We start from the raw sequence: 25,119 nt of genomic DNA, 5'->3' as shown, positions 1-25,119 counted from the left end.
AAATGCCCGAAGTAGATCTTCGGGCATTTAAATAAGCTTATTAAATATTATTTTTGCTCGTTTACAAATGCTTCCATCACTTCGTTACTAACACCCATATTACTAAAACCACCATCGTGGAATAAATTCTGAAGAGTAACTTTTTTAGTAAGGTCAGAAAACAATGTAATTGTATAATCTGCACATTCTTGAGCTGTAGCATTTCCTAACGGACTCATTTTTTCAGCATATGCTATAAAACCATCAAACCCTTTAACACCTTGCCCTGCAGTTGTAGGAGTTGGTGATTGTGAAATAGTATTAACGCGTACTTTTTTATCACGACCAAAGAAATAACCAAAACTACGTGCTATACTTTCTAAGTATGCTTTATTGTCTGCCATATCATTATAGTCTGGAAAAACACGTTGAGCAGCCATATATGTTAAAGCTACAATACTTCCCCACTCATTCATTGCATCGTGTTTGTACAACACCTGCATAGTTTTATGAAAAGACATTGCACTTACATCTGTACCTTTTTGAGTCCAGTCATAATTCTGATCTGTATAATGACGTCCTTTACGTACATTAATAGACATTCCTATACTGTGTAAAACAAAATCAAGTTTACCACCTAATTCTTCAACAGCACCGGCCACAAGTTTCTCTAGATCTTCAACAGAAGTTGCATCTGCAGGAATTATTTTAGAACCTGTTTTTTCAGCTAACTTATTTATGCTTCCCATACGCATAGCAATAGGTGCATTTGTTAAGACAAAAGTTCCACCTTCTTCGTGAACGCGTTCTGCTGTCTTCCAAGCGATTGAATTTTCGTCAAGCGCTCCAAATATGATTCCTCGTTTTCCTTTTAATAAATTATAGGACATAATTGTTGTTTAATTTAAGTGGTCAAATATACTATTTTATTAATTGAGAAGTTGCCTTGCGTGATCAAATGCAGCATCAGATGATGCTTTGCCACCCAGCATTTCTGCCAACTCTGCAATACGCTGATCCTGATCTAAAACCCGAATACCCGTAGTGGTTTTCTGTTGTTTATCCTCTTTAAATACTTTAAAGTGATGTGCTCCCTGCCCTGCAATTTGAGGTAAATGAGTAATACTTATGAGCTGCATACGATTACCCATAGCTTTCATAATATGCCCCATTTTAAGTGCGATTTCACCGCTCACACCTGTATCAATCTCATCAAAAATTAAGGTAGGCAGTTGAGTATAATCACTAAGTACAGATTTAATAGCAAGCATAATACGAGATAATTCTCCACCAGATGCGGCTTTTTTAAGTTCTTGAGCTCGCATTCCTTTATTGGCAGTAAAAAGGAAACTTAATATATCTTTTCCATTTTCTAAAAAGGAAGTACTGTCTGATAAACTAACCTCAAAACGCGCATTAGGCATTCCCAGGTTAGACAATATTTGCTGTAATTTTTCAGTAAGTGGCTCAATGGTATTTCTACGCTTACCCGTTATAATGACTGCTAATTTTTCTAGCTCTGTTTTAGACTGGACAATTTCACGTTCAAGCTTTGTAATATTTTGATCAAGATTTGTAAGAGATTGCACCTCTTCATCAAGTGTATCTCTAATCGCTATCAACTCTTCAACACTAGCAACCTGATGTTTTTTCTGAAGGTCAAAAAACAATTTTAATCTACTTTCTAAACGCGCAAGTTCAGTAGGGTCACCTTCTGTATCTGCGGCAAGATCATTTATACTTTCTGAAATATCATCGAGTTCAATGGTTACTGCCTCAAGGCGATCGCTCAATGCTTGTAGTTTAGGACTGAAACCAGATAATTTAGATAAGCGGATTTTTGCTGTGAGAAGCATTTCATTGACACCCACTTCTTCTCTGCTTAATGTTTGATATGCGGCAGCTAAACCTTCGGTGATTTGCTCTACATTGTTAAGTGTATCGTGTGCAGATTCTAATTGTTCCTGTTCTCCGGGTTTTAAATTTGCAGCTAATAATTCTTCTAAAAGAAAGGACTTATATTCCTCTTCTTTTTGAGCATCAGCCTTTTGCTTAATAAGCTTCTTTAATTCACTTTCTTTTTTTCTATAACTCGTATAAACATTTTTATACTCAGAAAGATTTCTACCATTTTCGGCAAAAGCATCTAAAACCTGAAATTGAAAATCAACATCAGTAACCTCCATAGTTTGATGTTGACTATGTATATCAACCAGGTTCATACCTAAAGCAGAGAGTTGGTTTAAGGTAACTGGTGTGTCATTTACAAATGCTCTGCTTTTTCCACTCGCTAATATTTCTCTGCGAATTATAGTTTGCGGTTCATAATCCAGATCTTCAGAATTAAACAAAGGCTCTAAATTGTATCGTGTAAGATCAAAATGCGCTTCAATAACACATTTTTCATCGGGATTACCAATACTACTAATATCTGCACGCTTTCCTAAAATGAGCCCTAAAGCTCCTAAAAGTATTGATTTACCAGCTCCAGTTTCTCCAGTAATTACTGTAAACCCATTGTTAAACTGAAGGTTAACTTCCTCAATTAAAGCGTAATTTTTTATGTGTATTGAATTGAGCAATTATGTAATGTGTTTAGATTTCTTTGAATAATAATTTAAAGTAAATATAGTAGAGAAATTAACGACAGTCAAAGAATTTAGGAGCTCTCTTATAATTTGATTTGTTGCCAGGAAGAAGATTTTGTAGGAGCTACTTTATTTAACATAGACACCAGATTACTTATATTCACCTGCGGGCCTGATGAAAACATTTTTGCTATTTCATCTGCCTTAGTATCAAAAAATACCCGAGACAAAAAGTTGTTAGGTCTGTTTAAATACATTTGATTAAAAAGTTCTAAGCTAACTGCAATTCCTTGTTTTGCCTCTCTGGGATTATCTGCCATGTAATCAAGTCCGTTTCTGTGATACGCATATAACACATCAGAAAACTCTCTAAAATTAGGAGATAATAAATCCTGATTTAATCTAAAGCGTGATTGTGTACCGCTTTGAGCAGACCACCCGTCACTCACTTGTTGCTGAGCCGTATTTACAATTTGTTTAGCTTCCTCAAAATAAGGCTCACCTCCGTTTAGCTCATAACTACCGGCATCAAGACCTATAATAGTATATGCATAAAATGCTAGGACAGAGATTAAATTAGAGTCGAATGTATTGGGATTATAATTTAAAGGCTGAAATTCTGTATATCTAAAACTAAACTGCTTATCGTTAAAATTAAAAATCGGCGTACTATAAGTGCTATTATAAACTGGACGTGATGATTGAACTTGAATCGAAGCAGTAAACGAATCTGAATCGATATTGGATACTAAAATCACCAGACTACAATCTATACGTTCTTGCTGCTTAAAATTTAAATTTGTCCAGGTGGTATTATTCATAAATTCAGTCAACTCGGTTTTTAATGTTCTAAAAACCTGAAGATTGCTTTGTCCCGTTTGCTCTGCATTAATAATTACAGAACAGTTAAGCTCTTGAGCTGATAAGCCTAGTCCACAAAACAAGAATAATACTACGAGTTTATACATGTATTCCTTTTTGAATTATATCAAGTAGATCTTCAGCAACCTCATTTTTTGGTTTGAGTTCTTGTGGCAAAATCTGATTGTCTGCTGTTATGAACGTTACCTTATTAGTTTCTGTTCTAAAACCGGCACCTGTATCATTTAGTGAATTTAAAACAATCAAATCTAGATTCTTTCGCTTTAATTTACCTTTTGCGTTTTCAAGCTCATTTTCGGTTTCTAAAGCGAAACCTACTAAAAATTGTTGCTTTTTTTCTGAACCCATATATGCGAGAATATCTTGCGTGGGTTCTAAATTTATTACTAAAGCGCTGTCTTTCTTCTTAATTTTTTGATTAGCAACAGCTGCAGGTTTATAATCTGCCACTGCAGCGGCAGCTATCACTACATCACAAGTATCGTAATGCTTAGTCACTTCAGCAAACATTTCTTCAGCTGAAGTAACGCGTATTGTAGTAACAAAATTATGAGTTGTATTTAAATGTGTGGGTCCTGCTATCAAATAAACCGATGCTCCTAAGTTAGCAGCGGCTTCTGCTATTGCAAATCCCATTTTGCCGCTACTGTGATTTCCTATAAAGCGTACCGGATCAATAGATTCATAGGTAGGTCCTGCTGTAACTAGAAATTTCTTTCCTTTTAAAGGTAATTTGCTAAGTATATCACGTTCAATAAACGCAACAATATCCTCTGGCTCAGCCATTCTACCCTGACCTTCAAGACCACTAGCTAATTCTCCGCTCGTAGCAGGAATCATAATATTCCCAAAACCAATTAATTTCTCAAAGGAATGATGCGTACTGGAATGTTTGTACATATCAAGGTCCATTGCAGGTGCAAAATAAACCGGACATTTAGCTGAAAGATAAGTTGCCAATAATAAATTATCACTAGCTCCTGAAGCCATTTTTGAAAGTGTATTTGCTGTCGCCGGGGCTATAACAAAGAAATCGGCCCATAGACCGAGTTCAACGTGATTATTCCAAACAGCATTCTCATTTTCTGTACTTACAAATGTAGAATGCACTTCATTTTTTGAAAGTGTAGAAAGGGTTAAAGGGGTTACAAAATTTTTTGCTTCAGGAGTCATAACCACACGTACCTGTGCTCCGGCTTTGATAAACCCTCTAACCAAAATAGCTGCTTTATAGGCAGCTATTCCGGCAGTTACTCCAAGTAATACCTTTTTTTCACTTAAAATAGACATAAACTACTCTGTAGGTGTAGTCGTATCGCGAAAATATATTTTATCATCTAACCATTCCTGAACCGCCATTGCATGTGCTTTAGGCAAGCGCTCATAGAATTTAGAGACTTCTATTTGTTCTTTATTTTCAAAGATCTCTTCTAAGCTGTCACTGTAAGTAGCAAACTCATCTAATTTCTCTAATAATTCTTTTTTAATCTCAGTATTAATTTGTGTAGCACGTTTTGCTATAATTGAGATCGCCTCGTAAATATTTCCTGTAGGAGCGTCAATTTCACTTCTATTAAGAGTTACTGTATTTACTGGTGCTTCCATATTTTTAACGTCCATAGTAATTCAATTATTTAATTAGGAATAATTTTCTAATATTTTTTCAATATCTAATTTTATCTCATCTGCCTGAGCTCTGTATTCTCCTTCCGGAAAATAACGTGTTAAGGTCTCGTACATTTCTAATGCTTCTTCCAGTCGAGGTCTAACAAGTACATTTATACTTTTTGAACCATATTGATACTGAGAATCTAATTTATAGAAAAATGCTGCTTCACGAAAAGGTGAGCCCGGATAATCTGAAATAAAATCATCTAATGCTGATATAGCTGTAGGATACTCCATAATCTTGTGCCATCCCTTTGCAATCTCATAAGATTTTTTCTGCATTTTAATACTCAACTCCTTAATGCGCTCACTAGCATCCTCAGTATATTCAGATTCTGGATATGCTGCAATAAATTGTTGAAGTTGATCAAGACCTTTTTGAGTCTCTGATTGATCTAACTGATAATTAGGCGACAACTCTGCATAGCTTAAAGCCGCTTTGTATTGTGCTTCCTCTGTTTTTTCTGAATCTGGATAGGCAGAAACAAAACGATCAAACTGATAACCTGCCAAATAATAGTCTTCTACCTGAAAGTGTGCATCTGCATATAAAAACATAATGCGTTCTGCCTGAGGCTTACCTCGATAGCTAGGTACAATTTGCTCCCAAAGCTTTAAAGACTTTCGGTATTTACCAGAGTCATATAGAGAATCTGCCATTGCATACTTCTTACCCATATCTTCAGACTTTAACGCCTTTTGATACTCACTACAAGATGCCAGACTCACTGCTGCAACTGCTACTATTATAATTTTCTTATTTATTCTTGAAAACATCGTGCAAAAATAGGTTTTTTCTATAGATTAAAAAACTTAAAGACCGGTGTCATTTAAGTATGTTGCAATATTTGCTCTCAAAGACATACTTGCTGCAACTAATGGCAACCGTACCGTATCTGAACAAACCCCTTTTTGAGCCAGCATCGCTTTAATCCCTGCAGGATTACCTTCAGCAAAAATAAGGTCTGCAGCAGGCATCAATTGATAATGCAACGCATAAGCCTCCTTAAAATTACCATTTAAACCTTCTTTAACCATCTTAGAAAATGGTTTAGGAACACCTTGTCCTAAAACCGAAATCACACCATCGCCACCAGCACTTATTGTAGGCAAGGCCAAAACATCATCTCCAGAAATAACTAGAAAATTAGATGGACGATCTTTAATAATGTGCATCATTTGCGTTATATCTCCAGCCGCTTCTTTTACTCCTATAATATTTGGGCAATCATTTGCTAACCTAATAATAGTTTCCGGAAGCACATTACTTCCTGTGCGTCCAGGTACATTGTACAAAATTATAGGCAGTTTTGACACACTAGCAAGTGCTTTATAGTGTTCATATATACCGATTTGGCTGGGTCTGTTATAATATGGAGAAACCGATAAGATAGCCGTGAAAGCACTTAAATCTTTTTCGGTAAGCTCTTGAATAATACGAGTTGTATTGTTACCTCCTACTCCAAGTACTAAAGGTAATCTACCTGCGTTAACTTCGATAGCCTTCGCTACAACCTTTTCCTTTTCATCTTCAGTTAATGTAGCATTTTCTGCCGTTGTACCCATTACAACAAGATAATCTACCCCACCAGCAATACAATTTTCAATTACATTGCTTAATCCTTCAAGATCTAAGCTTAGATCTTCTTTAAATGGAGTAACTAGCGCTACTCCTGTACCTTTTAATTCTTGCATTTAGTATATGCGTTTTAATATTTTCAAATACTTTACTAATTCAATTTTAAACAAAGTAATATTATCTAAATCAGTACTGATTGTAAGATCATTTATTCCTAAATCCTCTACGGGCAGACCAACTTTAAAACTTGCTTTTGACTGTGATGTAACAAACTGCAAAAATACATTTTCTCTATCGTAATAGCTTATTAAGATATTAAAAGGTTTGGCTAGAAACATATTTAATGCCTCATTCTTAATACCTCCAAATACCGTAAAATCACGAGTTGAAAAACTTGTGTTTTCAATTAAGTCTTCTGAAGTTTTAGTATTTGAAAACCCGAATAACTGCAGTTCATAACCGTTAAAAACATCTTGCGCCAGAGCAAGCATTTGGCTTTTATCTACATAACGTGCATCAAATACAATCCCAATCTGCTGCGTGTTACCATTATCAAAATGATTTGACGTGCTATTTTCTACACTTTTTTGAAGCTTTCTTTTAAGCGAATATAGTTTCCATCCGTCTAAAAACATTTACCTTTGTTTTGCGGCAAATGTAGACAATTATACCTCAATGTAAACCGCTAATTTAACACGTATGAATAGAATTTATACTCTAATACTTATAGGTTTTCTCTTCGTTACCTGTAAGCCCTCTCAAGCAAATCTAAAAGCTGTACAAGGTAAACAGATTGCAGTCACAGACAGCCTTGAGTCTAATCAAATGGTGATTGACTATATCGCTCCTTACAAAAAACGTATCGACGATGAGATGAACGCAGTTCTTGCCTATGCTCCTCAAAGTCTATCTAAATCTGATGGCCCTTACAACACGGCTATTGGCAATATGATGGCAGATACTGTTCTCGAATATGGCGATCCGGTATTTTTTAAAAAAACTGGTAAACATATAGACGGTGTTGTATTAAATCACGGTGGAATACGATCTGTTTTACGTGCAGGTGACGTAACTATGGGAAGCGCATATGAGATTATGCCTTTTGAAAACAGTATTGTCGTGGTAGAAATTACAAGTGGAGATGTGCGGGCTATGTTTGAATATCTTAAAACCGGAAAAGCACACCCTATATCAAATATGCAACTCATTCTAAATTCAGAAAACGAATTAGCTTCCGCAACTTTGAACGGCAAAGCTATTGAAGATGGCAAAACCTATTTTATTGCTACGAATGATTATTTACAACAAGGTGGAGACGGAATGGTATTTTTTACAAATCCAAAATCAACAACCATTTTAGATTATAAAATGAGAAGTATCTTAATTGATCACTTTACAAAACAGGATACAATCGCACCCATACGCGACAATCGATTTATTAAGGAATAAATTCTATGGAAAGAAGAAAGTTTTTAATGCAAACAGGTGCTGCGACTGCGCTTTTAAGTACAACTCCTAGTTTTAATCTTTTTGCAGAAACTAGAAGCACTAAGAAAATCACCATTTTACATACTAATGATGTACATAGCCACATCGAACCTTTTCCAGTAGAAGATCCTTCTTTTTCAAATCAGGGTGGTGTAGCAAGACGATTGACGCTTATTCAAAATATACGTAACGAAAATCCGCACACACTCCTTTTAGATGCAGGTGATATCTTTCAAGGCACTCCCTATTTTAATTTCTATGGTGGAGAACTCGAATTTAAATTGATGAGTATGATGGGTTACGATGCCGCTACAATAGGAAACCATGACTTTGATAATGGTGTTGGCGGATTAGCAGCTCAAATGCCTAACGCAAAATTTAAGTTACTGAGCGCTAATTATGATTTCACCAATACAATTATGGAAGGGCTGACTAAACCCTACGATATATTTATAAAAGACGGTATTAAAATAGGTGTTTTTGGATTGGGCATTCAACTTGATGGACTCGTTACTGAAAGTCTGTCGAAAGAAACAAAATACCTCAACCCCTTAGAAATTGCCCAAGACACAACTCGTGTATTAAAAGAAGAGCATAAATGTGATCTTATTATTAGCCTTTCTCATCTGGGCTACGATTATAAATACGATAAAATATCTGACCGTAAGCTAGCATCTCAAACTAAAAACATCGACTTAATTATAGGTGGGCATACTCATACTTTTTTACCAAAACCTGAAATTCTAAAAAACATCGAAGGTAAGGATGTGCTTGTAAATCAAGTAGGCTGGGCCGGTGTCAATTTAGGGAGAATTGATTTTGAATTTGATATGGACGGAAAGAAGAGCAATTCTGCTACGTTAATCAGGGTTTAGATATATTCTTCCTGATCCTTAAGAATTTTAGTAACATCTACAAAATATGAGGTTACTGCGGCCTTATGAAAACAGATAGATATCGTGAGTACCGAAAACATGATCGGTATTTCAAGCATGTAATAATAAATAAAGCCTGTTACACACTCTATAACTAAGGTGCCAGCTATTATATATGCTTTGATATTACTAGGATGACCTGAGCGTAAGGGTATAAGTGAACAAACCGCCGTGAAGGCAAATAAAAATACAGCTCCAATTATTAGAAGTAATTTATTAGGTACGCTATCATAAAACAGCGTCAACATATGACCTATTAAATATGCACAAAATAAGACTCCAAGTAAAGGCTCCAGAGTCATTTCTCGTGTTACTTCCCTAGATTTAATTTTCAAAATAGGTACAAATAAGAAAAGCATCATGGATGTTGCTATAAAATAAAAATACAGTACCTCATCAAAGTACATATTCAGATCTAGCACAAAAAACACTTCAGCAATAATAGAAGTAATCTGAAAAATGAGAAGAACAATACTATGTTTCTTTACCGCATAGTAATAAAACAAATAGAAAAACATCCCATAAAGTGGCTTAATATAAAACCCCCACTCCATATCAATTTCAGATATAATAAGGTATAGCAGGCAACTTAAGAGTGCTAAGTACCAGAATCTAGTAGGTTTCATATTTTCTTATAGTCTATCAAAATTACTAGATCATATCTAGAAATTCTGCTTCTGTAATTATAGGTACATTTAGTTTCTCTGCTTTCTCCCGTTTACTTGGCCCCATATTCTCCCCAGCAACCAGATAATTAGTTTTCGAAGATATACTCCCTGAAGCTTTGCCTCCGTTATCTTCAATTAATTTCTTGAGTTCTGTTCTGGAAACCTGGGTGAATACTCCAGAAATTACAAACGTATTTCCTTTTAGCTTTTCAGTTTGATTCTCTAACACAGCAGCGTCTAATTCTAATTGGACACCGTATTCTTTTAGCCTATCAACTAATTCTTTATTTTGCTCAGAACCAAAAAACTCAACTACACTTTGAGCTATACGCTCTCCTATTTCATCTACAGCAATCAAATCTTCTAAAGATGCATTAGCTAAGGCGCCGATATTTTTAAATTGCTTAGCTAATTTACGCGCAACCGTCTCACCCACATAGCGTATTCCTAAACCAAACAAAACACGCTCAAATGCTATCTTCTTAGAGGCTTCAATACCATTAATAAGATTCACAGCAGATTTTTCTGCCATACGCTCTAATGGTAATATTTGCTCTTTCTTTAGACTATATAAATCGGCATAGTTTGTAATTAAGCCTTGCTTTACAAGTAAGGCAACGGTCTCACCCCCTAAACCTTCAATATCTAAAGCTTTTCTAGAAATGTAATGTTGTATTCTTCCGATAATTTGAGGAGGACATCCCATTGTATTGGGACAATAATGCTGCGCTTCTCCCGGTTGCCTTACGAGCTCGGTGTTACATTCTGGACAGTTGGTAATATATTGAGTTTCCTTTGAATCAATAGAACGTTTTTCAAAATCCACACCTACAATCTTAGGTATAATTTCACCTCCTTTTTCTACATAAACCATATCGCCTTCCCGAATATCCAGCTTAGCGATTTGATCAGCATTATGTAAAGATGCTCGCTTTACAATTGTACCCGCTAGCTGTACAGCCTGTAGATTAGCAACCGGAGTTATGGCACCTGTACGCCCTACTTGATATGTAATCTCTTCAAGTAATGTCTCTGCTTGTTCGGTTTTAAACTTATAGGCCATTGCCCAGCGCGGAGCCTTAGCAGTAAACCCTAGTTCGTCTTGTTGCTGAAAACTATTTACCTTAATTACAACACCATCTGTCTCGTATGGCAATTCGTGTCTATGCGCATCCCAATGATTTAGAAACTTGAAGGTTTCTTCTGTTGAGCTCGTTAATTTTGCTACTTCAGGAACTTTAAACCCCCAGGACCGTGCCTTTTCTAAACTTTCAAACTGCGACTTAATATTTAAATTCTCTCCTACAATGCTATACAATAAGCATTCAAGAGGCCTCTTTGCAACTTCAGAACTATCCTGAAGTTTTAAGCTACCCGAAGCAGTATTACGGGGATTACTATAAGGTTCTTCACCCGCTTCTACACGTTCTGCATTCATTGCCGCAAAACCTGCAAGCGGCAATACAATTTCTCCACGAATATCAAATTTCTCAGGAAAATCTCCTTTTAATTTTAAAGGTACAGATCTTATCGTTTTTATATTATTTGTCACATCATCTCCCTGCACTCCATCGCCTCGGGTAACTGCTCGTATTAATTCTCCTTTTTCGTAGGTTAAACTTATCGAAGCTCCATCATACTTTAATTCACAAACATATTCTACCTCACCGTCTACTAATTTTTTTAATCGTTTTTCCCAGTCTTCAAGATCCTGTAGAGAATAGCTATTATCTAAAGAATACATACGTGTTTCATGTTTAACCGTATTAAAGCTCTTTGTGATTTGACCACCCACACGCAGCGACGGGGAGTTGGGATCATAAAATTCTGGATGTGTTGCTTCTAATTCTTGAAGTTCTTTCAATTTAAGATCAAAAGCATAATCATCTATTACAGGTTTATCTAAAACATAATAGTTATAGTTATGACTTTGCAGTTCGTCGCGCAGCGCCTGTATTTTATCTTTGATATTCATAAATTAAAAATGGAAATTGGGCAATTAGTAAATATGAGAATTATTTAAAATCAGGTATTTTCCGGTTTTAATAATTTTGTAGAATAATCTGGTACAAAATTCTCCATCTTATTAAATAGTTTCTCAATATCTGTATCTTCAATGAGCAATGCTCTGTTTTCAGGCTTTAAAAACCCTCTGGATACCATCTCATCCAGCATTGCAATTAGATGATCATAAAAACCATTAGAATTTAATATTCCTATAGGCTTATGGTGTAAACCTAATTGACTCCAGGTAATAATTTCAAAAAGCTCTTCAAAAGTGCCAAAACCTCCTGGAAGAGTTATAAAACCATCGCTCATTTCCTGCATTTTAAGCTTTCGCTCGTGCATATTTTGAGTGGTGATGAGTTCATCAAGACCTTCATGAACAATCTCTTTAGTTTTTAAAAATTGTGGAATAATGCCTATTGCTTTGCCACCATTTTCTATACACGAAATTGCTATTTTACCCATTATCCCTATTTTTGAACCGCCATAAATTAAGTCAATATTGCGTTTGGCAAATTCAACTCCAAGTTGTTGCGCTTCTTTAACGATTATAGGATCTGTTCCCTCACTGCTTCCGCAGAAAACACAAATAGATTTTAAATTGTTCATCAACGTTTTGCTTTAATCATTCTAGGTTTTCCTGCAAAATCATCACGCAATTCAACAGTGGTAAAACCTATATTTTTTATAAGATTTATAGTTTCTGCACCAAGATACTGATTGATCTCGAAATACAAAATACCCTCTTCTTCTAAAAACGAATATGCCAACTCACTAATTTTTCGATAAAAAATTAAGGGGTCATTATCATCTACAAATAAGGCTAATTCAGGTTCGTGATCTAATACATTAGATACTATTTCTGCCTTTTCCAGATTACGTACATAAGGCGGGTTTGAAACAATTACCGTGTATTTATGAGGTAAAACTGAGGTATTGAGTATATCTCGTTCTAAAAAATTTACTGAAACAGCGTTTTTCTCAGCATTGCGCTGGGCTAATTCTATAGCTCTTTCTGAAATATCAATTGCCGAAATTTTAGCATTTGGAAGGTTTTTTGCCAGACTAATTGCAATACATCCTGATCCGGTGCCTATATCTAGAATTGAGAGGTTTGTAAATACCTGTTCTTGTAAGTCTTTAGTAATCCATTCTACTAATTCTTCTGTTTCAGGTCGAGGAATTAGTACAGCATCTGTCACTTCAAACGGATATCCATAAAATTCTGTCTCTCCTATTATATACTGAATGGGTTCATTTGTATGTAAACGCTCTTCAGCAGTTTTCATTAATTTCAGTTGCTCAACGCTCAATTCTAAATCTGGATTGAGCACCAGGTCTACGGGTTTTATAGAAAGATAGCTATCGATTAGTATCTTAAAAAATGTAGCAATTTCAGACTGCGGAAACTTAGACTCCAGCTTATTATAAAATTGCTCTTTAAATAATTTTAGTTTCATTACAGCTTTCTTAGCATATAAATCGGGCAAGCGCTATGACCTGTATTTCCTAATGGTGCATCTATATATTCAAAACCGGCTTTAGCATATAATCTTTGAGCATTTTTCATATAAGGCATAGTTTCTAAATATACATCTTCAAATCCCGCAGCAAGAGCAAAATCCAGGCAGGTTCGTATTAACTGCATACCATAGCCTAAACCTCTTACTTCGGCAAGCAAATACATTTTCTGCAGCTCGCAGGTATTACCTTCGTAATTTGCTAAAGGAGCAATCCCCGCACCACCTACAATGCGATTACCATCGGTGATTACAAAGTAAGATTCATTACTTGCTCTGTAGGTTTCATACATGAAGTCTAGTGACGTATCTGCATAAGCAGTTCCTACTTTAGGAACACCTAATTCTATCAAAACCGTTCTAATAGTTTCAGCGAGCTTAGAATTATCCTGAAGCTCAACTGGCCTAATTTGTAACATCCTATCTTAGTTTTAATTGGTATTTTTGAGCTTGTGAAGATACACGAAAAATACATGGCACGTTGCGTGCAACTCGCTAAAAACGGACTAGGAACTACCTACCCCAACCCTATGGTAGGGAGTGTAATTGTCTATAACGGAAAAATTATAGGTGAAGGTTGGCATCGCAAAGCCGGAGAAGCCCACGCTGAAGTAATTGCAATAAATAGCGTTTCTAATCAAGATTTATTAAAAGAGTCTACTATTTATGTAAGTCTGGAACCCTGTAGCCATTTTGGAAAAACTCCTCCTTGCAGTGATTTAATAATTGCAAAAGGAATAAAGAAAATTGTTATAGGTACCGTAGACCCATTTGCTCAAGTTGCTGGTAAAGGCATAAAAAAATTATTGGATGCAGGTTGTGAAGTTCAAGTAGGGGTTTTAGAAAAACTATGTCAGGATTTAAATAAACGCTTTTTTACCTATCATAATAATAAACGACCTTACATACTTTTAAAATGGGCAGAAAGTAACGATGGTTTCATTGCACCCGATACTATTTTTAGACAAGAAAAACAGCCATTCTGGATTACTAATCCACACACAAAAATATGCGTGCATAAATGGCGTTCAGAAGAGCAAAGTATTTTAGTAGGAACAAATACCGCACAAGCAGATGATCCAGAATTAACCACCCGTGAATGGTACGGCCACTCTCCCACTCGCGTTGTTTTAGATAGAAACTTGGTTATTAAAACGGATAGTAAATTGCTTGATAGTAGCACACCCACAGTAGTGATTACTGAACAAGAGAGAATTGATTCAAAAAATGTAACGTATCATACTATGAAGTTTGATACAGAACTACCTTATAAAATTTGTGATCTTCTTTATTCTGAAGACTTGCAATCTGTAATAATAGAAGGTGGTACGATAACACTTCAGCATTTTATAGACAACAATCTGTGGGATGAAGCACGAGTTTTTAAAGGAAGTACAAACTTTAAAAAAGGTTTAGCTGCACCTAAACTAACATTATACAAAGAGTCATCAGTATCAAAAATCTCAGGAGACATACTAACCTATTATTATAATCAAAATGATTAAAAATCTACTATTTGATTTTGGAGATGTTTTTATAAATCTCGACAAAAAAGCTCCTGAAGAAGCATTAGCAAAAATGGGAATACGGGACATAGATGCAGATATGAATAGATGGCATAATAGTTATGAAAAAGGACTGATTACTACAGAAGCATTAATAGCTAATTATTTAGACAAATTTCCATCACTAACAAAGATTTCATTTACAACTGCGTGGAATAGCATCATCTTAGATTTCCCACAACACCGTTTAGATTGGTTAATGGAGTTAAAACAACAAGGTAAATACAGGCTATTCTTATTAAGTAATACAAATGACCTACACATTGAACAAGTAATAAAGAATATGGGTGCTTTGCGTTATTCTCAATTTCAGAATTGCTTTGAGCGTTTTTATCTGTCTCAACAAATAAACCTTAGAAAACCAGATCTAGAAATTTATGACTACGTAATTGAAGAAAATAAATTAGTTGCTGAAGAAACGTTTTTTATAGATGACACGATTTTAAATACTGCTGCAGCCGCATCTATGAACATTAAGACGTGGCATTTAGAACCGGGCCAAGATGATATAACCCAATTGTTCACCACAAAAAAACAATACTTTTGATTTATCTACTTCTAAGTATTTTAGCATCAAGTGTAATATTTCTCGTATTTAAATTATTTGATTTATTTAAAATAAACACCTTCCAAGCAATTGTAGTTAACTATGCCATTGCGTGTGCTGCAGGTATAATTGGTTACGCAAAACCCATAAATCTAATCGATCTTCCTAATTATTCCTGGTTTGGAGGAACTGTATTTCTAGGTTTTTTATTTATTTTAATTTTTAATTTAATGGCCATCACCACACAACGTAGTGGTCTTTCTGTAGTCTCTGTTTCTACAAAAATGAGCGTAGTCATTCCCATTGCCTTTGGTTTATTATACTATAATGAAAATGCAGGTTTATTAAAAATTTCAGGCATTATTTTAGCTTTAATTGCGGTATATCTAGTTTCAGTTAAAGATAATACCTCTAAACTAGTCTCTAAAAATGAGCTGCTATTTCCTATTTTAGTTTTTCTAGGTAGCGGTATTATAGATACTACAATAAAATATTTAGAAACAAGCTATGTTGAGCAGGATGACATCTCATTATTCTCTGCCGTTATCTTTTTAACTGCTTTTGTTATTGGCATATCAATTTTGATATTTAAAGTATTGAGGCAAAATGAAAAAATAAAGTTCAAGAATCTAGTGGGAGGCCTCGCCTTAGGAATACCTAATTATTATTCCATTTACTTTTTAGTAAAAGCACTTAGAAATCCGCAGCTCGAAAGTTCGGTTGTATTTACCTTAAATAATGTGGGGATTTTAATTTGTGCTGTATTACTAGGTATTTTATTCTTTAGAGAAAAGCTGTCCAGAAAAAACTGGCTCGGATTTTTTCTAGCTCTTATTAGTATTATTTGTATCGCAATAGTTAAATCATAATTAATGTTTGACAACATAGACACTTATAAAACGATTAATACAACCAGTGAAGAATCCCTTTTTAAAGATCGGGGTAGTAAATTTATTGGTCAAGCACATCCAGTAAGTTCAGAAAATGAGATTGAACCAATATTACTTCAGTTAAAAACCAATCATAATAAAGCTTCACACGTATGTTATGCTTGGCAGCTAGGAAAAAATTATGAACAGTATCGGGCAAATGACGATGGTGAACCCAATAATTCTGCGGGAATTCCAATATACGGTCAAATCCAGTCATTTGATGTTACTGAAATACTGGTAACTGTAATTCGTTATTATGGTGGAACTAACTTAGGTGTGGGAGGATTAATCCAAGCCTATAAAACAGCCGCACAACTCGCATTAGAAAGTGCAAAAATTAAGATAAAGGTAATCACACAAAGCTTAAATATTCAATTTGAATACCCACTTTTACATACCGTAATGCGTATTATTAAAGAAGAGCAATTAGATATTGTTAATCAAGAAATGCATTTAAGTTGTTCAATTACCGTGAGCGTCCGCAAAAATGCAATTGAACAAGTAAAAGAACGTTTTGACTTGGTTTTTGGATTAAAAACAACGCTAGAAGACTTTTAATTTTTAAGTCGGTCTAAAACATATTCTGGACAACGGGTTGGCCTATTAGTTTTGGTATCGATAAAGACCAAAGTTGTTTGCGCTTTTGTTAATAATTTACCCGCTTCATTAGTAATTTCGTAGTCAAAAGTAATACGAGCACGAGGTAATTGTTTTAGTATAGTTTTTATGGTTAAAGTATCATCAAAATATGCCGGACTTAAGAAAGAAAATTGCATTTCATAAACAGGCAGCATCACACCTTCCTCCTCCATATTTTTATAAGAAATACCAATATCGTTTAACCACTCAATACGAGCGAGTTCCAAGTATATTGGGTAGTTCGCGTGATGCACTACTCCCATTTTATCAGTTTCAGCGTAACGAACTTTAACAGTGGTTGTACTTGTTTTCATAGACTTATTAACATATATAATTAGAGGTTCGAGAAGAAGCTTAGTATGCGATAAAAATTCTACAAAACCAATCTAATTTTCTTTTTTTATTACATATTTTGTTCACATATTTGCCCCGCACTGAAAGAAACGAAGATCTCTACATTTTCTCACTTTTCAAGTGATCTAAATTATAAACAACTTAAAATTTAACCATTATAATGAGTATGACTGCGCAAACAGTTTGGGATAATTGTCTCTTATTTATTCAAGACAATATAACCCCGCAGGCTTACAAAACCTGGTTCGAACCCATTAAGGCGGTTAAACTTACAGATAATGCTTTAAGTATACAGGTTCCTAGTAAATTTTTTTACGAGTGGCTAGAAGAGCATTACGTTAAACTTTTAAAAGTTTCGCTTACAAAAGAGCTTGGGGAAAGTGCAAAGCTGGTTTATGTAATACGTATGGAAAACACCTACGGAAACAGACAGCCTTTTACAGAAAAAATTCCAAGTACAAACAGACCTTCTACGATGAAGTCTCAGGAGGTTGATGCTCCTTTTAAAAACAAAAATCCAGAGCTTAAGAATCCGTTTATAATTCCAGGAATTCGCAACTTACAGATTGAATCTCAATTAAACCCAAATTATAATTTTGATAATTTTCTGGAGGGAGATTCAAACAGATTAGCTCGTTCTGCAGGTATGGCTGTTGCCAATAAGCCTGGAGGCACGTCTTTTAATCCCTTATTAATATTTGGTGGTGTTGGTTTAGGTAAAACACATTTAGCACACGCTATAGGTGTTCAAATTAAAGATAGATATCCAGAAAAAACTGTTCTCTATATTTCCGCAGAAAAATTTACGCAGCAATACATTGAGTCTGTAAAGAAGAATAACCGTAACGATTTTATACATTTCTATCAGGTCATTGATGTATTAATTGTTGATGATATTCAATTATTATCTGGTAAAGCAGGAACACAAGATGTATTTTTTCACATTTTCAATCACTTACATCAAAACGGAAAGCAAGTCGTTCTTACGAGTGATAAAGCTCCTGTAGATATGCAGGATATAGAACAGCGTTTATTATCTCGTTTTAAATGGGGTCTTTCTGCAGAATTGCAGCAACCAGGATTTGAAACACGTGTTTCTATTATTAAAAATAAACTATATCAAGATGGTGTCGAAATGCCAGAAGATATTGTTGAGTTTTTAGCAAATAACATCAAAACTAATATTAGAGAACTAGAAGGAGCTATTATATCCCTAATTGCTCATTCTTCGTTCAACCGAAAAGAAATTAATCTAGAGCTTGCAAAACGTATTGTTGACAACTATGTTAAGCATACTAAGCGCGAGGTTTCTATTGAATATATCCAGAAAGTAGTAAGTGACTATTTTCAAATGGATGTAGATACATTACAATCTAAAACTAGAAAAAGACATATTGTTCAAGCCCGTCAGCTAGCTATGTTTTTTGCAAAAAAACTTACTAAGGCTTCTTTAGCAAGTATAGGATCTCAAATAGGAAAAAGAGATCACGCAACGGTATTACACGCTTGTAAGACTGTAGATAATTTATCTGCAACAGATAAACAGTTTAGAAAATATGTAGAAGATTTGAACAAGAAACTTACGATGTAAGTCTCTTGTTCAGACCTTTTTTTTACAATTCTTTTCATCAAGATTAACTTCTTATTTTAAAAATTCTTGAAATGAAAACACATATTCTTATGGTCTGCTTAGGAAATATCTGTAGATCTCCTTTGGCTGAAGGATTATTAAAATCAAAACTGGATCCCACAAAATTTCAAGTAGATTCTGCCGGTACCGGTTCTTGGCATATAGGTAGTTTGCCAGACTCAAGAAGTATAGCTGTTGCACAAAAAAATGGAATTGATATTACAGATCAACGTGGTATGCAATTTAAAACTGCACACTTTGATGCTTATGATCACATATTCGTTATGGATATTTACAATCTCGAAGATGTACAGAATCTAGCACGCTCAGAAGCTGATAAAGCTAAAGTAAAACTTATTCTTGACGAATTATTTCCTGGCGAAAAAGTAGATGTTCCAGATCCATATAACGACAGTTTGAGAGGCTTTGATTCTGTATTTGAAATGCTCGATGAGGCAACTTCAAAAATCGCAGAACGAATGACTAAGATATAACTACGACTTATGCATATAAATTCAACATTTGGAAAACTTTATTTGATCCCTACCACTTTAGGTGAAACGGCACCATTAGAAGTAATGCCTGGTATGGTGCAGAAAATTGTTTATGAACTTGATGAGTTTATTGTAGAAAATGAAAAAACCGCACGCAGATTTATCAAACAGCTTTGTACTGACAAATCGCAACCAAACCTTAGATTACACGCTCTAAATAAACATACAGATATTACAGATATACCAACTTTTCTAGACTCCTGCCTTAAAGGAATATCTATAGGATTAATGTCTGAAGCTGGTGTGCCGGGTGTTGCAGATCCTGGTGCAGACATTGTGCGTCTGGCTCACGAAAAAGGGATTCAGGTTGTTCCTCTTGTAGGCCCTTCTTCTATTTTAATGGCAATGATGAGTAGTGGTATGAACGGTCAAAATTTTGCTTTCAACGGCTATTTACCTATTGACCAGAAGGAAAAACGTCAAGAATTAAAAAGATTAGAAACCATATCAAGAGATTATAATCAGTCTCAATTGTTTATTGAAACACCTTATCGAAATAACAAACTTATTGAAGAGCTCTGTAATTCATTAAATGCATCGACCAGACTTTGTATAGCTTGTGATATAACCCTACCCACAGAGTTTATAGTCACTAAACCAATATCTATGTGGAAAACTAAGCAACCTGATCTACACAAAAGACCTGCATTATTTATAATTCACGCATAAAAAAAACGACCTCAAAGAGGTCGTTTTTTTTAAAAATTTAGTTTCTATTTAACTTTCTAAATCTACCTTAGCATTTTTATTTGCTTCGATAAAAGAGATATCATAACCGCCAAATTTCTTAAGGTAGCTGTGTACCGAAGTACCAAATGCATCCTTAAATCCGTCTGCACCTCCAGAACGTAAATAGTTTTTTACGCTTCCGGGCCCTGCCAGATGAGCGGCCGCTAAAATCCCTGATTCTGTAATCGTAATACCGTTCATTTTTTTACCGCTAAAACGCTTAATGTCTTTGCGTAAAACCCATTTGTTACGCGAAGCATTTGCTACAAAGGCTTTCTCCTGCAAAACCGGGTTTTCTAAAAATGCATCAGTATCTGAAATACCTAATAAAAGTAACGTACTTCTACCAAATTGATATTTACCTAAATATCCAAACTGGTTTATACGTTTGTAATCATTTTGTGACTCTTTAAACCCTAAGGCTTCTTTAAAACCGGTAAATGATTTGCCGGTAGTCGCTAAACTTGAATTTTTTGTTTCATCAAAAATAGTAGAAGAATCTAACTCGTCTGCCTGAGGAACTGTATAAAAAAGTTCTAAACCATCAGTAGAGTTATCAAGAGGCATTTCTGTATCTTTTATAGACATACTTAGTGCTACAAGACCAAATACAGAAGGGAGCGCTGCTAATTTTACTATGTTTCTTGTCATAAATAATTTTTCAGACCGGTAGTCAAACGCTACTTATATACCTGTCTATATTACTCGGCAAATATACAACTTTTAATTAAGTTGCTGATAATGAAATGGTTAAGCTTTTTATAAAATTAAAGTTTTCGTTATTATTCGTTACTTTTAATCTTCATTTACTCATTTAGCTACCGTTTTTAACAAATTTTATAGCTTCCATTGCATATAAATCAAAATTTTAACATATATCAGTTATCTGTTAATTCCCTGATTATTAATCCAGTCGATATATTGCTTTCTATTTGCATTATGCTGACCTATTGTTTTGGCAAACAAATGATATCCGGGTTTAGAAACGTTAGCAACAAAGAAATAGTATTCATGACTTTCAGGATTTAATACCGCATTGATTGCAGAAAGGTCTGGCATAAAAATAGGTCCGGGAGGTAAACCCGCATATTTATAGGTATTGTAGGGAGAATCTGTTTCTAGATCTTTGTATAAAACACGCTTAATTACACGATCAAAATCATTAGATTCTCTTTTCACGGCATAGATTACAGTGGGATCTGCATCTAAAGTCCAGTTATTGTGCAATCTATTTAGATAAACACCTGCTACACGCGGACGCTCATCATTTTTTGCGGTCTCCTTTTGCACTATAGATGCCAGAGTATACACCTCTGCAGGCGTTAAATTTTGTTTTTCGGCTTTTGCCAATCGATCTTCTGTCCAAAATCTTTTATACTCCGTAAGCATTTTATCCCTATAACCTACTGCATCTGTATTCCAATAAAATTCATAGGTGTTTGGCAAATACATACTTAAAGCAGTTTCTTCAGTAAACCCATTAGTTTCGAGAAACTGAGTGTCTTTAAATGCTTTCATTAAGGAAGTACTGTCGGCCTCTAGTTGTTGTGCAATTCTACCCGCAAGATCCTCTAATCGTTCTTGATTATTAAATGAGATCTTAATAGGAATATTACCGCTGCGTATGGCATTCACAATATCATTATTATTACTTCCTTTTTTAATAATAAAATGTCCCGCCTTTATATTTCCTATATATCCTTTACGCTGAGCCACTTCGTCAAAAGAAGTTTTATTCTTCAAAAGAGGCTCTAACTCCGCTTGAACATCTTGATAAGATGCATTTGTAGGAATATAAACATGAGCTTCTTCATTATTGAAAGCAGTATTGGGCGTCAAAAATTTTCCGTAGATTGTATAGGCGAAAAAACCTGCTATTATCAATCCAATAATTGCCGTAGCGGCGATAATTCGTTTTATATACATTTTTATTTTATTAATTGGTATAAATACTCATTTTGAAACTTGCCTGCTATGCGTACCCAATCTTTTTTAAGACCTATGGGTTTGAATCCTTGATTTTCAAATAAATTAATACTTCCTGAATTTGACTCTAAGATATTAGCATATAATTGATGAAGCTCTAAGACTTTGAAACTATATTTAATAATTAATTCTAGAGCCTCTGCCCCATAACCCTTTCTGCGTTCTTTATTATCAAAAATGAGAATACCCAGACCTGCCCTACTGTGCTTGGGCTCAAAATCAAATAGATCGATCATCCCAACAGGTTCACACGTATCTATTTTGCAAATAACCAAGCGTAATTGCTTTACTTCAAAGATATCGCGATGCGAATTTTTAAGATACTGTTTAAGTAAAAATCGTGAAAATGGAGTGATCGTAGATGTAAGCTCCCAAAGATTTTCATCGTTCTCAATCTTAAAAACGAGATCTAAATCTTCAGGTTCAAGAGCCCTAAGATAGACCAGATCCCCGGTTAGCGTTATATAGGCCATACTCCTGTAAAAACTTGTTTAGCGGGACCTATAAGAAAGATATTTTTATACCCTTCTTCGGTGGCTTCAAATTGTACTTCAAGATCTCCACCAGCTACTTGCAGTGCAATTTTAGTTTCATTTGTTTTTCCAAGCTTATGTATTGCAAGAGCAACTGCCGTGGCTCCCGTACCACAACTCAAAGTTTCATCTTCTACACCGCGTTCATAAGTACGCATTTTGTAACCTGAAGCTGTTTTCTCTACAAAATTGATATTACTTCCAGCTTTACCATATAAATCACTATACCGTATCGCTGCACCTTCTTTCTTTACATCGTATAATTCTATTTCATTGACCCAAGTAACATGATGTGGCGATCCTGTATCTAGAAATAAATACGAATCGTTATTTTTTATATTCTCAACATCCTGCATTTTGAGATGTACTAAATTATCTTTGATTACAGCCTCATGAATACCATCTACCGCTTCAAAGGTTGTTGTATCTGATATTACGCCTAATTCTTTTGCAAATGCCACCAGGCAGCGGCCGCCATTCCCACACATCGTACTTGGATTGCCATCTGCGTTAAAATAAACCATTGTAAAATCTAGTGTATCGTGATTCTCAAGAAGCATTAAACCATCTGCTCCTATGCCAAATTTACGGTCACACATGGCTTTAATAAGTTTGGTATTATTTTTGGAAAACACTTGCTGCCGATTGTCAATAATTACAAAATCGTTGCCAGTTCCTTGGTATTTATAAAATGATAATGCCATTTTAAGTATTTTGAATAAGCAGGCAAAAATACATAAAGCAAGAATTCTAATGCTTGTTAAAGACTAGTTAAATACTGCAACACCCATTATTGACGGTCGTATTTAATTTGTTATATAAAAAGAAAACTATTTATGAAAAAATTTGCAAGCCTATTGTTTGTTGCCATCCTAGGTGGTGGTATTACTCTTGGAGCGTATAAATTCCTAGAGGAAGAAACTGGAAGTGAGATCACAACTTTAGCTTCAGAATCAAAATTTAGTCCCGTTAGTTTTAATGGTACTCCTATTACTAGTACAAATGCCGATTTTACCGAAGCGGCAGATCGTACCGTTCACGCAGTGGTTCACGTCAAGAATGTGCAGGTATCGAGACAACCTCGTAGTTTACAGGATCTATTTTATGGGGGTGGGGAAATTAGAAAAGGATTAGTTGGAGCCGGCAGCGGTGTAATTATTTCTGCAGATGGATATATCGTTACTAATAATCATGTTATTGATGGTGCCACAGAACTTGAAGTTTCTTTAAATGATAATCGAACTTATAAAGCTGAAGTGGTAGGAACTGATCCAAAAGCAGATATCGCATTGATTAAAATCGACTCAGATGGTGAATTACCTTACCTGCCGTTTGGAAATTCTGATAATGTACGTATTGGTGAATGGGCTCTAGCGGTAGGAAATCCGTTTAACCTTACCAGTACTGTTACCGCTGGGATAATTTCAGCAAAAGCTCGTGATTTTAATGAATTAGATGGAAATAACCAATCGTTTATTCAAACAGATGCGGCGATTAATCCTGGAAATAGCGGTGGCGCTCTTGTAAATATTAATGGAGAATTAATTGGGATCAACACCGCGATTACTTCGCAGACTGGTAGTTATGTGGGCTATGCATTTGCAGTACCTTCTAATAATGCGCGTAAGATTGTAGAGGATATTATGGAATACGGCGATGTACAACGTGGTATTCTTGGAGTTTCTGGAGGTAGTATGAATTCTAACTATGCAAAGGAATATGATATTGATGCCGTTGAAGGTTTTTATATCGATTCTGTTGAACCTGAAGGAGGAGCCGAAAAAGCCGGACTAAAAAAAGGGGATGTAATTGTCAATATTGATAATGTAGCTATTAGAAAATTTGCTGATCTTTCTGGTTATTTGGGATCAAAACGACCTAATGATGTGGTTGAAGTAACTTATATACGAGGAGATGATAAAAAAACCACTTCTGTTAAGTTACTTAAATACTCCTCTTATATTATTGAAAAGCCAGGTCTTGAAGTTCGTGAGATTTCAAAAGAACTTCTAAAGGATTATGGAGCCCAGAATGGAGTCGTGATAGCACAAGCGACAAATGATCAATTAAAAAGATATGACCTTAGTGGCATCGTTATAACTGCCATTGATGATCAAAAAGTAAAATCTGTGGATGATGTTAAACGAATTGTTTCGTCTAAAGCTTCTAACGAGCCTATAAGCATAAGTTTTGCAAGCAAAGGCGGAGAAAAAAAGCAGATTATTTTTCAATAAAATTTTTCTGAATTAAAAAAAAGCCCTTCAAATTAGAAGGGCTTTTTTTTTGCACTATACTTTACATGATTTCTGAAAAATTTAGTAGGAATGAATGCTAAA

The 25,119-nt window shown here is 35.0% G+C and carries 28 protein-coding genes; 10 read left to right on the top strand and 18 right to left on the bottom strand.

The genetic code is table 11. From position 1 onward, the window contains the following. Nucleotides 1-47: 47 nt before the first annotated feature. From DSM00_RS04185 to DSM00_RS04150, 8 genes are all read right to left on the bottom strand, one after another. Entirely contained in the window at nt 48-869 is an 822-nt protein-coding gene (locus DSM00_RS04185; protein WP_128756780.1) for an enoyl-ACP reductase FabI, read from the bottom strand. Nucleotides 870-908: 39 nt separating this feature from the next. Continuing rightward, a complete protein-coding gene (gene recN, locus DSM00_RS04180; protein ID WP_128756779.1) occupies nt 909-2,561 on the bottom strand; it encodes a DNA repair protein RecN in 1,653 nt (550 codons plus the stop codon). Between the two features lie 89 nt (nt 2,562-2,650). After that, nucleotides 2,651-3,535 (bottom strand): type IX secretion system protein PorD, encoded by an 885-nt coding sequence (gene porD / locus DSM00_RS04175; RefSeq protein ID WP_128756778.1) that lies wholly within the window; start codon nt 3,533-3,535, stop codon nt 2,651-2,653. After that, nucleotides 3,528-4,739: a bifunctional phosphopantothenoylcysteine decarboxylase/phosphopantothenate--cysteine ligase CoaBC gene (gene coaBC, locus DSM00_RS04170; RefSeq protein ID WP_128756777.1), complete on the bottom strand. Its 1,212-nt coding sequence runs from the start codon at nt 4,737-4,739 to the stop codon at nt 3,528-3,530. The genes porD and coaBC overlap by 8 nt, the downstream gene beginning before the upstream one ends. Nucleotides 4,740-4,742: 3 nt before the next feature. Next, nucleotides 4,743-5,069: a DNA-directed RNA polymerase subunit omega gene (locus DSM00_RS04165; RefSeq protein WP_128756776.1), complete on the bottom strand. Its 327-nt coding sequence runs from the start codon at nt 5,067-5,069 to the stop codon at nt 4,743-4,745. Between the two features lie 18 nt (nt 5,070-5,087). Continuing rightward, nucleotides 5,088-5,894, bottom strand: a complete 807-nt coding sequence (locus tag DSM00_RS04160; RefSeq protein WP_128756775.1) for an outer membrane protein assembly factor BamD — start codon at nt 5,892-5,894, stop codon at nt 5,088-5,090. A gap of 36 nt (nt 5,895-5,930) precedes the next feature. Next, nucleotides 5,931-6,812 carry a 4-hydroxy-tetrahydrodipicolinate synthase gene (gene dapA / locus DSM00_RS04155; protein WP_128756774.1) on the bottom strand — a complete coding sequence of 294 codons (882 nt, stop codon included), beginning with the start codon at nt 6,810-6,812 and terminating at the stop codon, nt 5,931-5,933. Next, complete coding sequence (locus DSM00_RS04150) at nt 6,813-7,331, bottom strand: DUF6913 domain-containing protein (RefSeq protein ID WP_128756773.1); 519 nt, start codon at nt 7,329-7,331, stop codon at nt 6,813-6,815. Between the two features lie 64 nt (nt 7,332-7,395). Here DSM00_RS04150 and DSM00_RS04145 point away from each other — a divergent pair, with 64 nt between their 5' ends. Next, nucleotides 7,396-8,145, top strand: a complete 750-nt coding sequence (locus DSM00_RS04145; protein WP_128756772.1) for a 5'-nucleotidase C-terminal domain-containing protein — start codon at nt 7,396-7,398, stop codon at nt 8,143-8,145. A gap of 5 nt (nt 8,146-8,150) precedes the next feature. Further along, nucleotides 8,151-9,059 (top strand): bifunctional metallophosphatase/5'-nucleotidase, encoded by a 909-nt coding sequence (locus DSM00_RS04140; RefSeq protein ID WP_128756771.1) that lies wholly within the window; start codon nt 8,151-8,153, stop codon nt 9,057-9,059. On the opposite strand, the gene DSM00_RS04135 is transcribed toward DSM00_RS04140, so the two are convergent. Genes DSM00_RS04135 through DSM00_RS04115 form a run of 5 tightly spaced genes read right to left on the bottom strand, consistent with a single transcriptional unit; the run spans nt 9,056 to nt 13,733 of the window. After that, nucleotides 9,056-9,745 (bottom strand): hypothetical protein, encoded by a 690-nt coding sequence (locus DSM00_RS04135; RefSeq protein ID WP_128756770.1) that lies wholly within the window; start codon nt 9,743-9,745, stop codon nt 9,056-9,058. The two genes, DSM00_RS04140 and DSM00_RS04135, sit on opposite strands and share 4 nt — an antisense overlap. 25 nt (nt 9,746-9,770) lie before the next feature. Further along, a complete protein-coding gene (gene ligA / locus DSM00_RS04130) occupies nt 9,771-11,762 on the bottom strand; it encodes an NAD-dependent DNA ligase LigA (RefSeq protein WP_128756769.1) in 1,992 nt (663 codons plus the stop codon). A 50-nt stretch (nt 11,763-11,812) separates the two neighbouring features. After that, nucleotides 11,813-12,403 carry an LOG family protein gene (locus DSM00_RS04125; RefSeq protein WP_128756768.1) on the bottom strand — a complete coding sequence of 197 codons (591 nt, stop codon included), beginning with the start codon at nt 12,401-12,403 and terminating at the stop codon, nt 11,813-11,815. Continuing rightward, complete coding sequence (prmC, locus tag DSM00_RS04120) at nt 12,403-13,254, bottom strand: peptide chain release factor N(5)-glutamine methyltransferase (RefSeq protein ID WP_128756767.1); 852 nt, start codon at nt 13,252-13,254, stop codon at nt 12,403-12,405. The genes DSM00_RS04125 and prmC overlap by 1 nt, the downstream gene beginning before the upstream one ends. Then, complete coding sequence (locus DSM00_RS04115; protein ID WP_128756766.1) at nt 13,254-13,733, bottom strand: GNAT family N-acetyltransferase; 480 nt, start codon at nt 13,731-13,733, stop codon at nt 13,254-13,256. The genes prmC and DSM00_RS04115 overlap by 1 nt, the downstream gene beginning before the upstream one ends. A 33-nt stretch (nt 13,734-13,766) precedes the next feature. Here DSM00_RS04115 and ribD point away from each other — a divergent pair, with 33 nt between their 5' ends. From ribD to DSM00_RS04095, 4 genes are read left to right on the top strand one after another with little or no spacing between them, the layout of a single operon-like run. Beyond that, on the top strand, nt 13,767-14,819 hold the full coding sequence (ribD, locus tag DSM00_RS04110) for a bifunctional diaminohydroxyphosphoribosylaminopyrimidine deaminase/5-amino-6-(5-phosphoribosylamino)uracil reductase RibD (protein ID WP_128756765.1): 1,053 nt from the start codon (nt 13,767-13,769) through the stop codon (nt 14,817-14,819). Beyond that, nucleotides 14,812-15,426: an HAD family hydrolase gene (locus DSM00_RS04105; protein WP_128756764.1), complete on the top strand. Its 615-nt coding sequence runs from the start codon at nt 14,812-14,814 to the stop codon at nt 15,424-15,426. Before ribD ends, DSM00_RS04105 begins: the two co-directional genes overlap by 8 nt. Next, nucleotides 15,423-16,295, top strand: a complete 873-nt coding sequence (locus DSM00_RS04100; protein WP_128756763.1) for an EamA family transporter — start codon at nt 15,423-15,425, stop codon at nt 16,293-16,295. Before DSM00_RS04105 ends, DSM00_RS04100 begins: the two co-directional genes overlap by 4 nt. A 3-nt stretch (nt 16,296-16,298) precedes the next feature. Further along, complete coding sequence (locus DSM00_RS04095) at nt 16,299-16,916, top strand: IMPACT family protein (protein ID WP_128756762.1); 618 nt, start codon at nt 16,299-16,301, stop codon at nt 16,914-16,916. Here the strand turns inward: DSM00_RS04095 and DSM00_RS04090 are convergent. Continuing rightward, nucleotides 16,913-17,311: an acyl-CoA thioesterase gene (locus DSM00_RS04090; RefSeq protein ID WP_128756761.1), complete on the bottom strand. Its 399-nt coding sequence runs from the start codon at nt 17,309-17,311 to the stop codon at nt 16,913-16,915. The genes DSM00_RS04095 and DSM00_RS04090 overlap by 4 nt on opposite strands. 200 nt (nt 17,312-17,511) lie before the next feature. Between DSM00_RS04090 and dnaA the strand changes: the two genes are divergently transcribed. The 3 genes from dnaA to DSM00_RS04075 all read left to right on the top strand — a co-directional run bounded on the left by dnaA (nt 17,512) and on the right by DSM00_RS04075 (nt 20,204). Then, the gene (gene dnaA / locus DSM00_RS04085; RefSeq protein WP_128756760.1) at nt 17,512-18,942 is read left to right on the top strand and encodes a chromosomal replication initiator protein DnaA; all 1,431 of its coding nucleotides are present in this window, start codon (nt 17,512-17,514) and stop codon (nt 18,940-18,942) included. Between the two features lie 71 nt (nt 18,943-19,013). Beyond that, complete coding sequence (locus DSM00_RS04080; RefSeq protein ID WP_128756759.1) at nt 19,014-19,475, top strand: low molecular weight protein-tyrosine-phosphatase; 462 nt, start codon at nt 19,014-19,016, stop codon at nt 19,473-19,475. A gap of 9 nt (nt 19,476-19,484) precedes the next feature. Beyond that, on the top strand, nt 19,485-20,204 hold the full coding sequence (locus tag DSM00_RS04075; RefSeq protein WP_128756758.1) for an SAM-dependent methyltransferase: 720 nt from the start codon (nt 19,485-19,487) through the stop codon (nt 20,202-20,204). 48 nt (nt 20,205-20,252) lie between these two features. Here DSM00_RS04075 and DSM00_RS04070 read toward each other — a convergent pair whose 3' ends face one another. The 4 genes from DSM00_RS04070 to dapF form a co-directional block, all read right to left on the bottom strand. Then, nucleotides 20,253-20,915: a peptidoglycan-binding protein LysM gene (locus tag DSM00_RS04070; RefSeq protein ID WP_128756757.1), complete on the bottom strand. Its 663-nt coding sequence runs from the start codon at nt 20,913-20,915 to the stop codon at nt 20,253-20,255. 231 nt (nt 20,916-21,146) lie between these two features. Continuing rightward, nucleotides 21,147-22,190 (bottom strand): endolytic transglycosylase MltG, encoded by a 1,044-nt coding sequence (mltG, locus tag DSM00_RS04065; protein WP_128756756.1) that lies wholly within the window; start codon nt 22,188-22,190, stop codon nt 21,147-21,149. A 2-nt stretch (nt 22,191-22,192) separates the two neighbouring features. Continuing rightward, the gene (locus DSM00_RS04060) at nt 22,193-22,723 is read right to left on the bottom strand and encodes a GNAT family N-acetyltransferase (RefSeq protein ID WP_128756755.1); all 531 of its coding nucleotides are present in this window, start codon (nt 22,721-22,723) and stop codon (nt 22,193-22,195) included. Beyond that, entirely contained in the window at nt 22,711-23,487 is a 777-nt protein-coding gene (gene dapF, locus DSM00_RS04055; RefSeq protein ID WP_128756754.1) for a diaminopimelate epimerase, read from the bottom strand. The genes DSM00_RS04060 and dapF overlap by 13 nt, the downstream gene beginning before the upstream one ends. A gap of 132 nt (nt 23,488-23,619) precedes the next feature. Here dapF and DSM00_RS04050 point away from each other — a divergent pair, with 132 nt between their 5' ends. Continuing rightward, complete coding sequence (locus tag DSM00_RS04050; protein ID WP_128756753.1) at nt 23,620-25,017, top strand: trypsin-like peptidase domain-containing protein; 1,398 nt, start codon at nt 23,620-23,622, stop codon at nt 25,015-25,017. The last annotated feature ends 102 nt before the right edge of the window (nt 25,018-25,119 follow it).

The organism is Leeuwenhoekiella aequorea, assembly GCF_004104375.1.
GTDB classification, from domain to species: Bacteria; Bacteroidota; Bacteroidia; order Flavobacteriales; family Flavobacteriaceae; genus Leeuwenhoekiella; species Leeuwenhoekiella aequorea.
The sequence above is the reverse complement of the archived record's forward strand: the minus strand, read 5'-3'. Positions and strand labels throughout refer to the sequence as shown.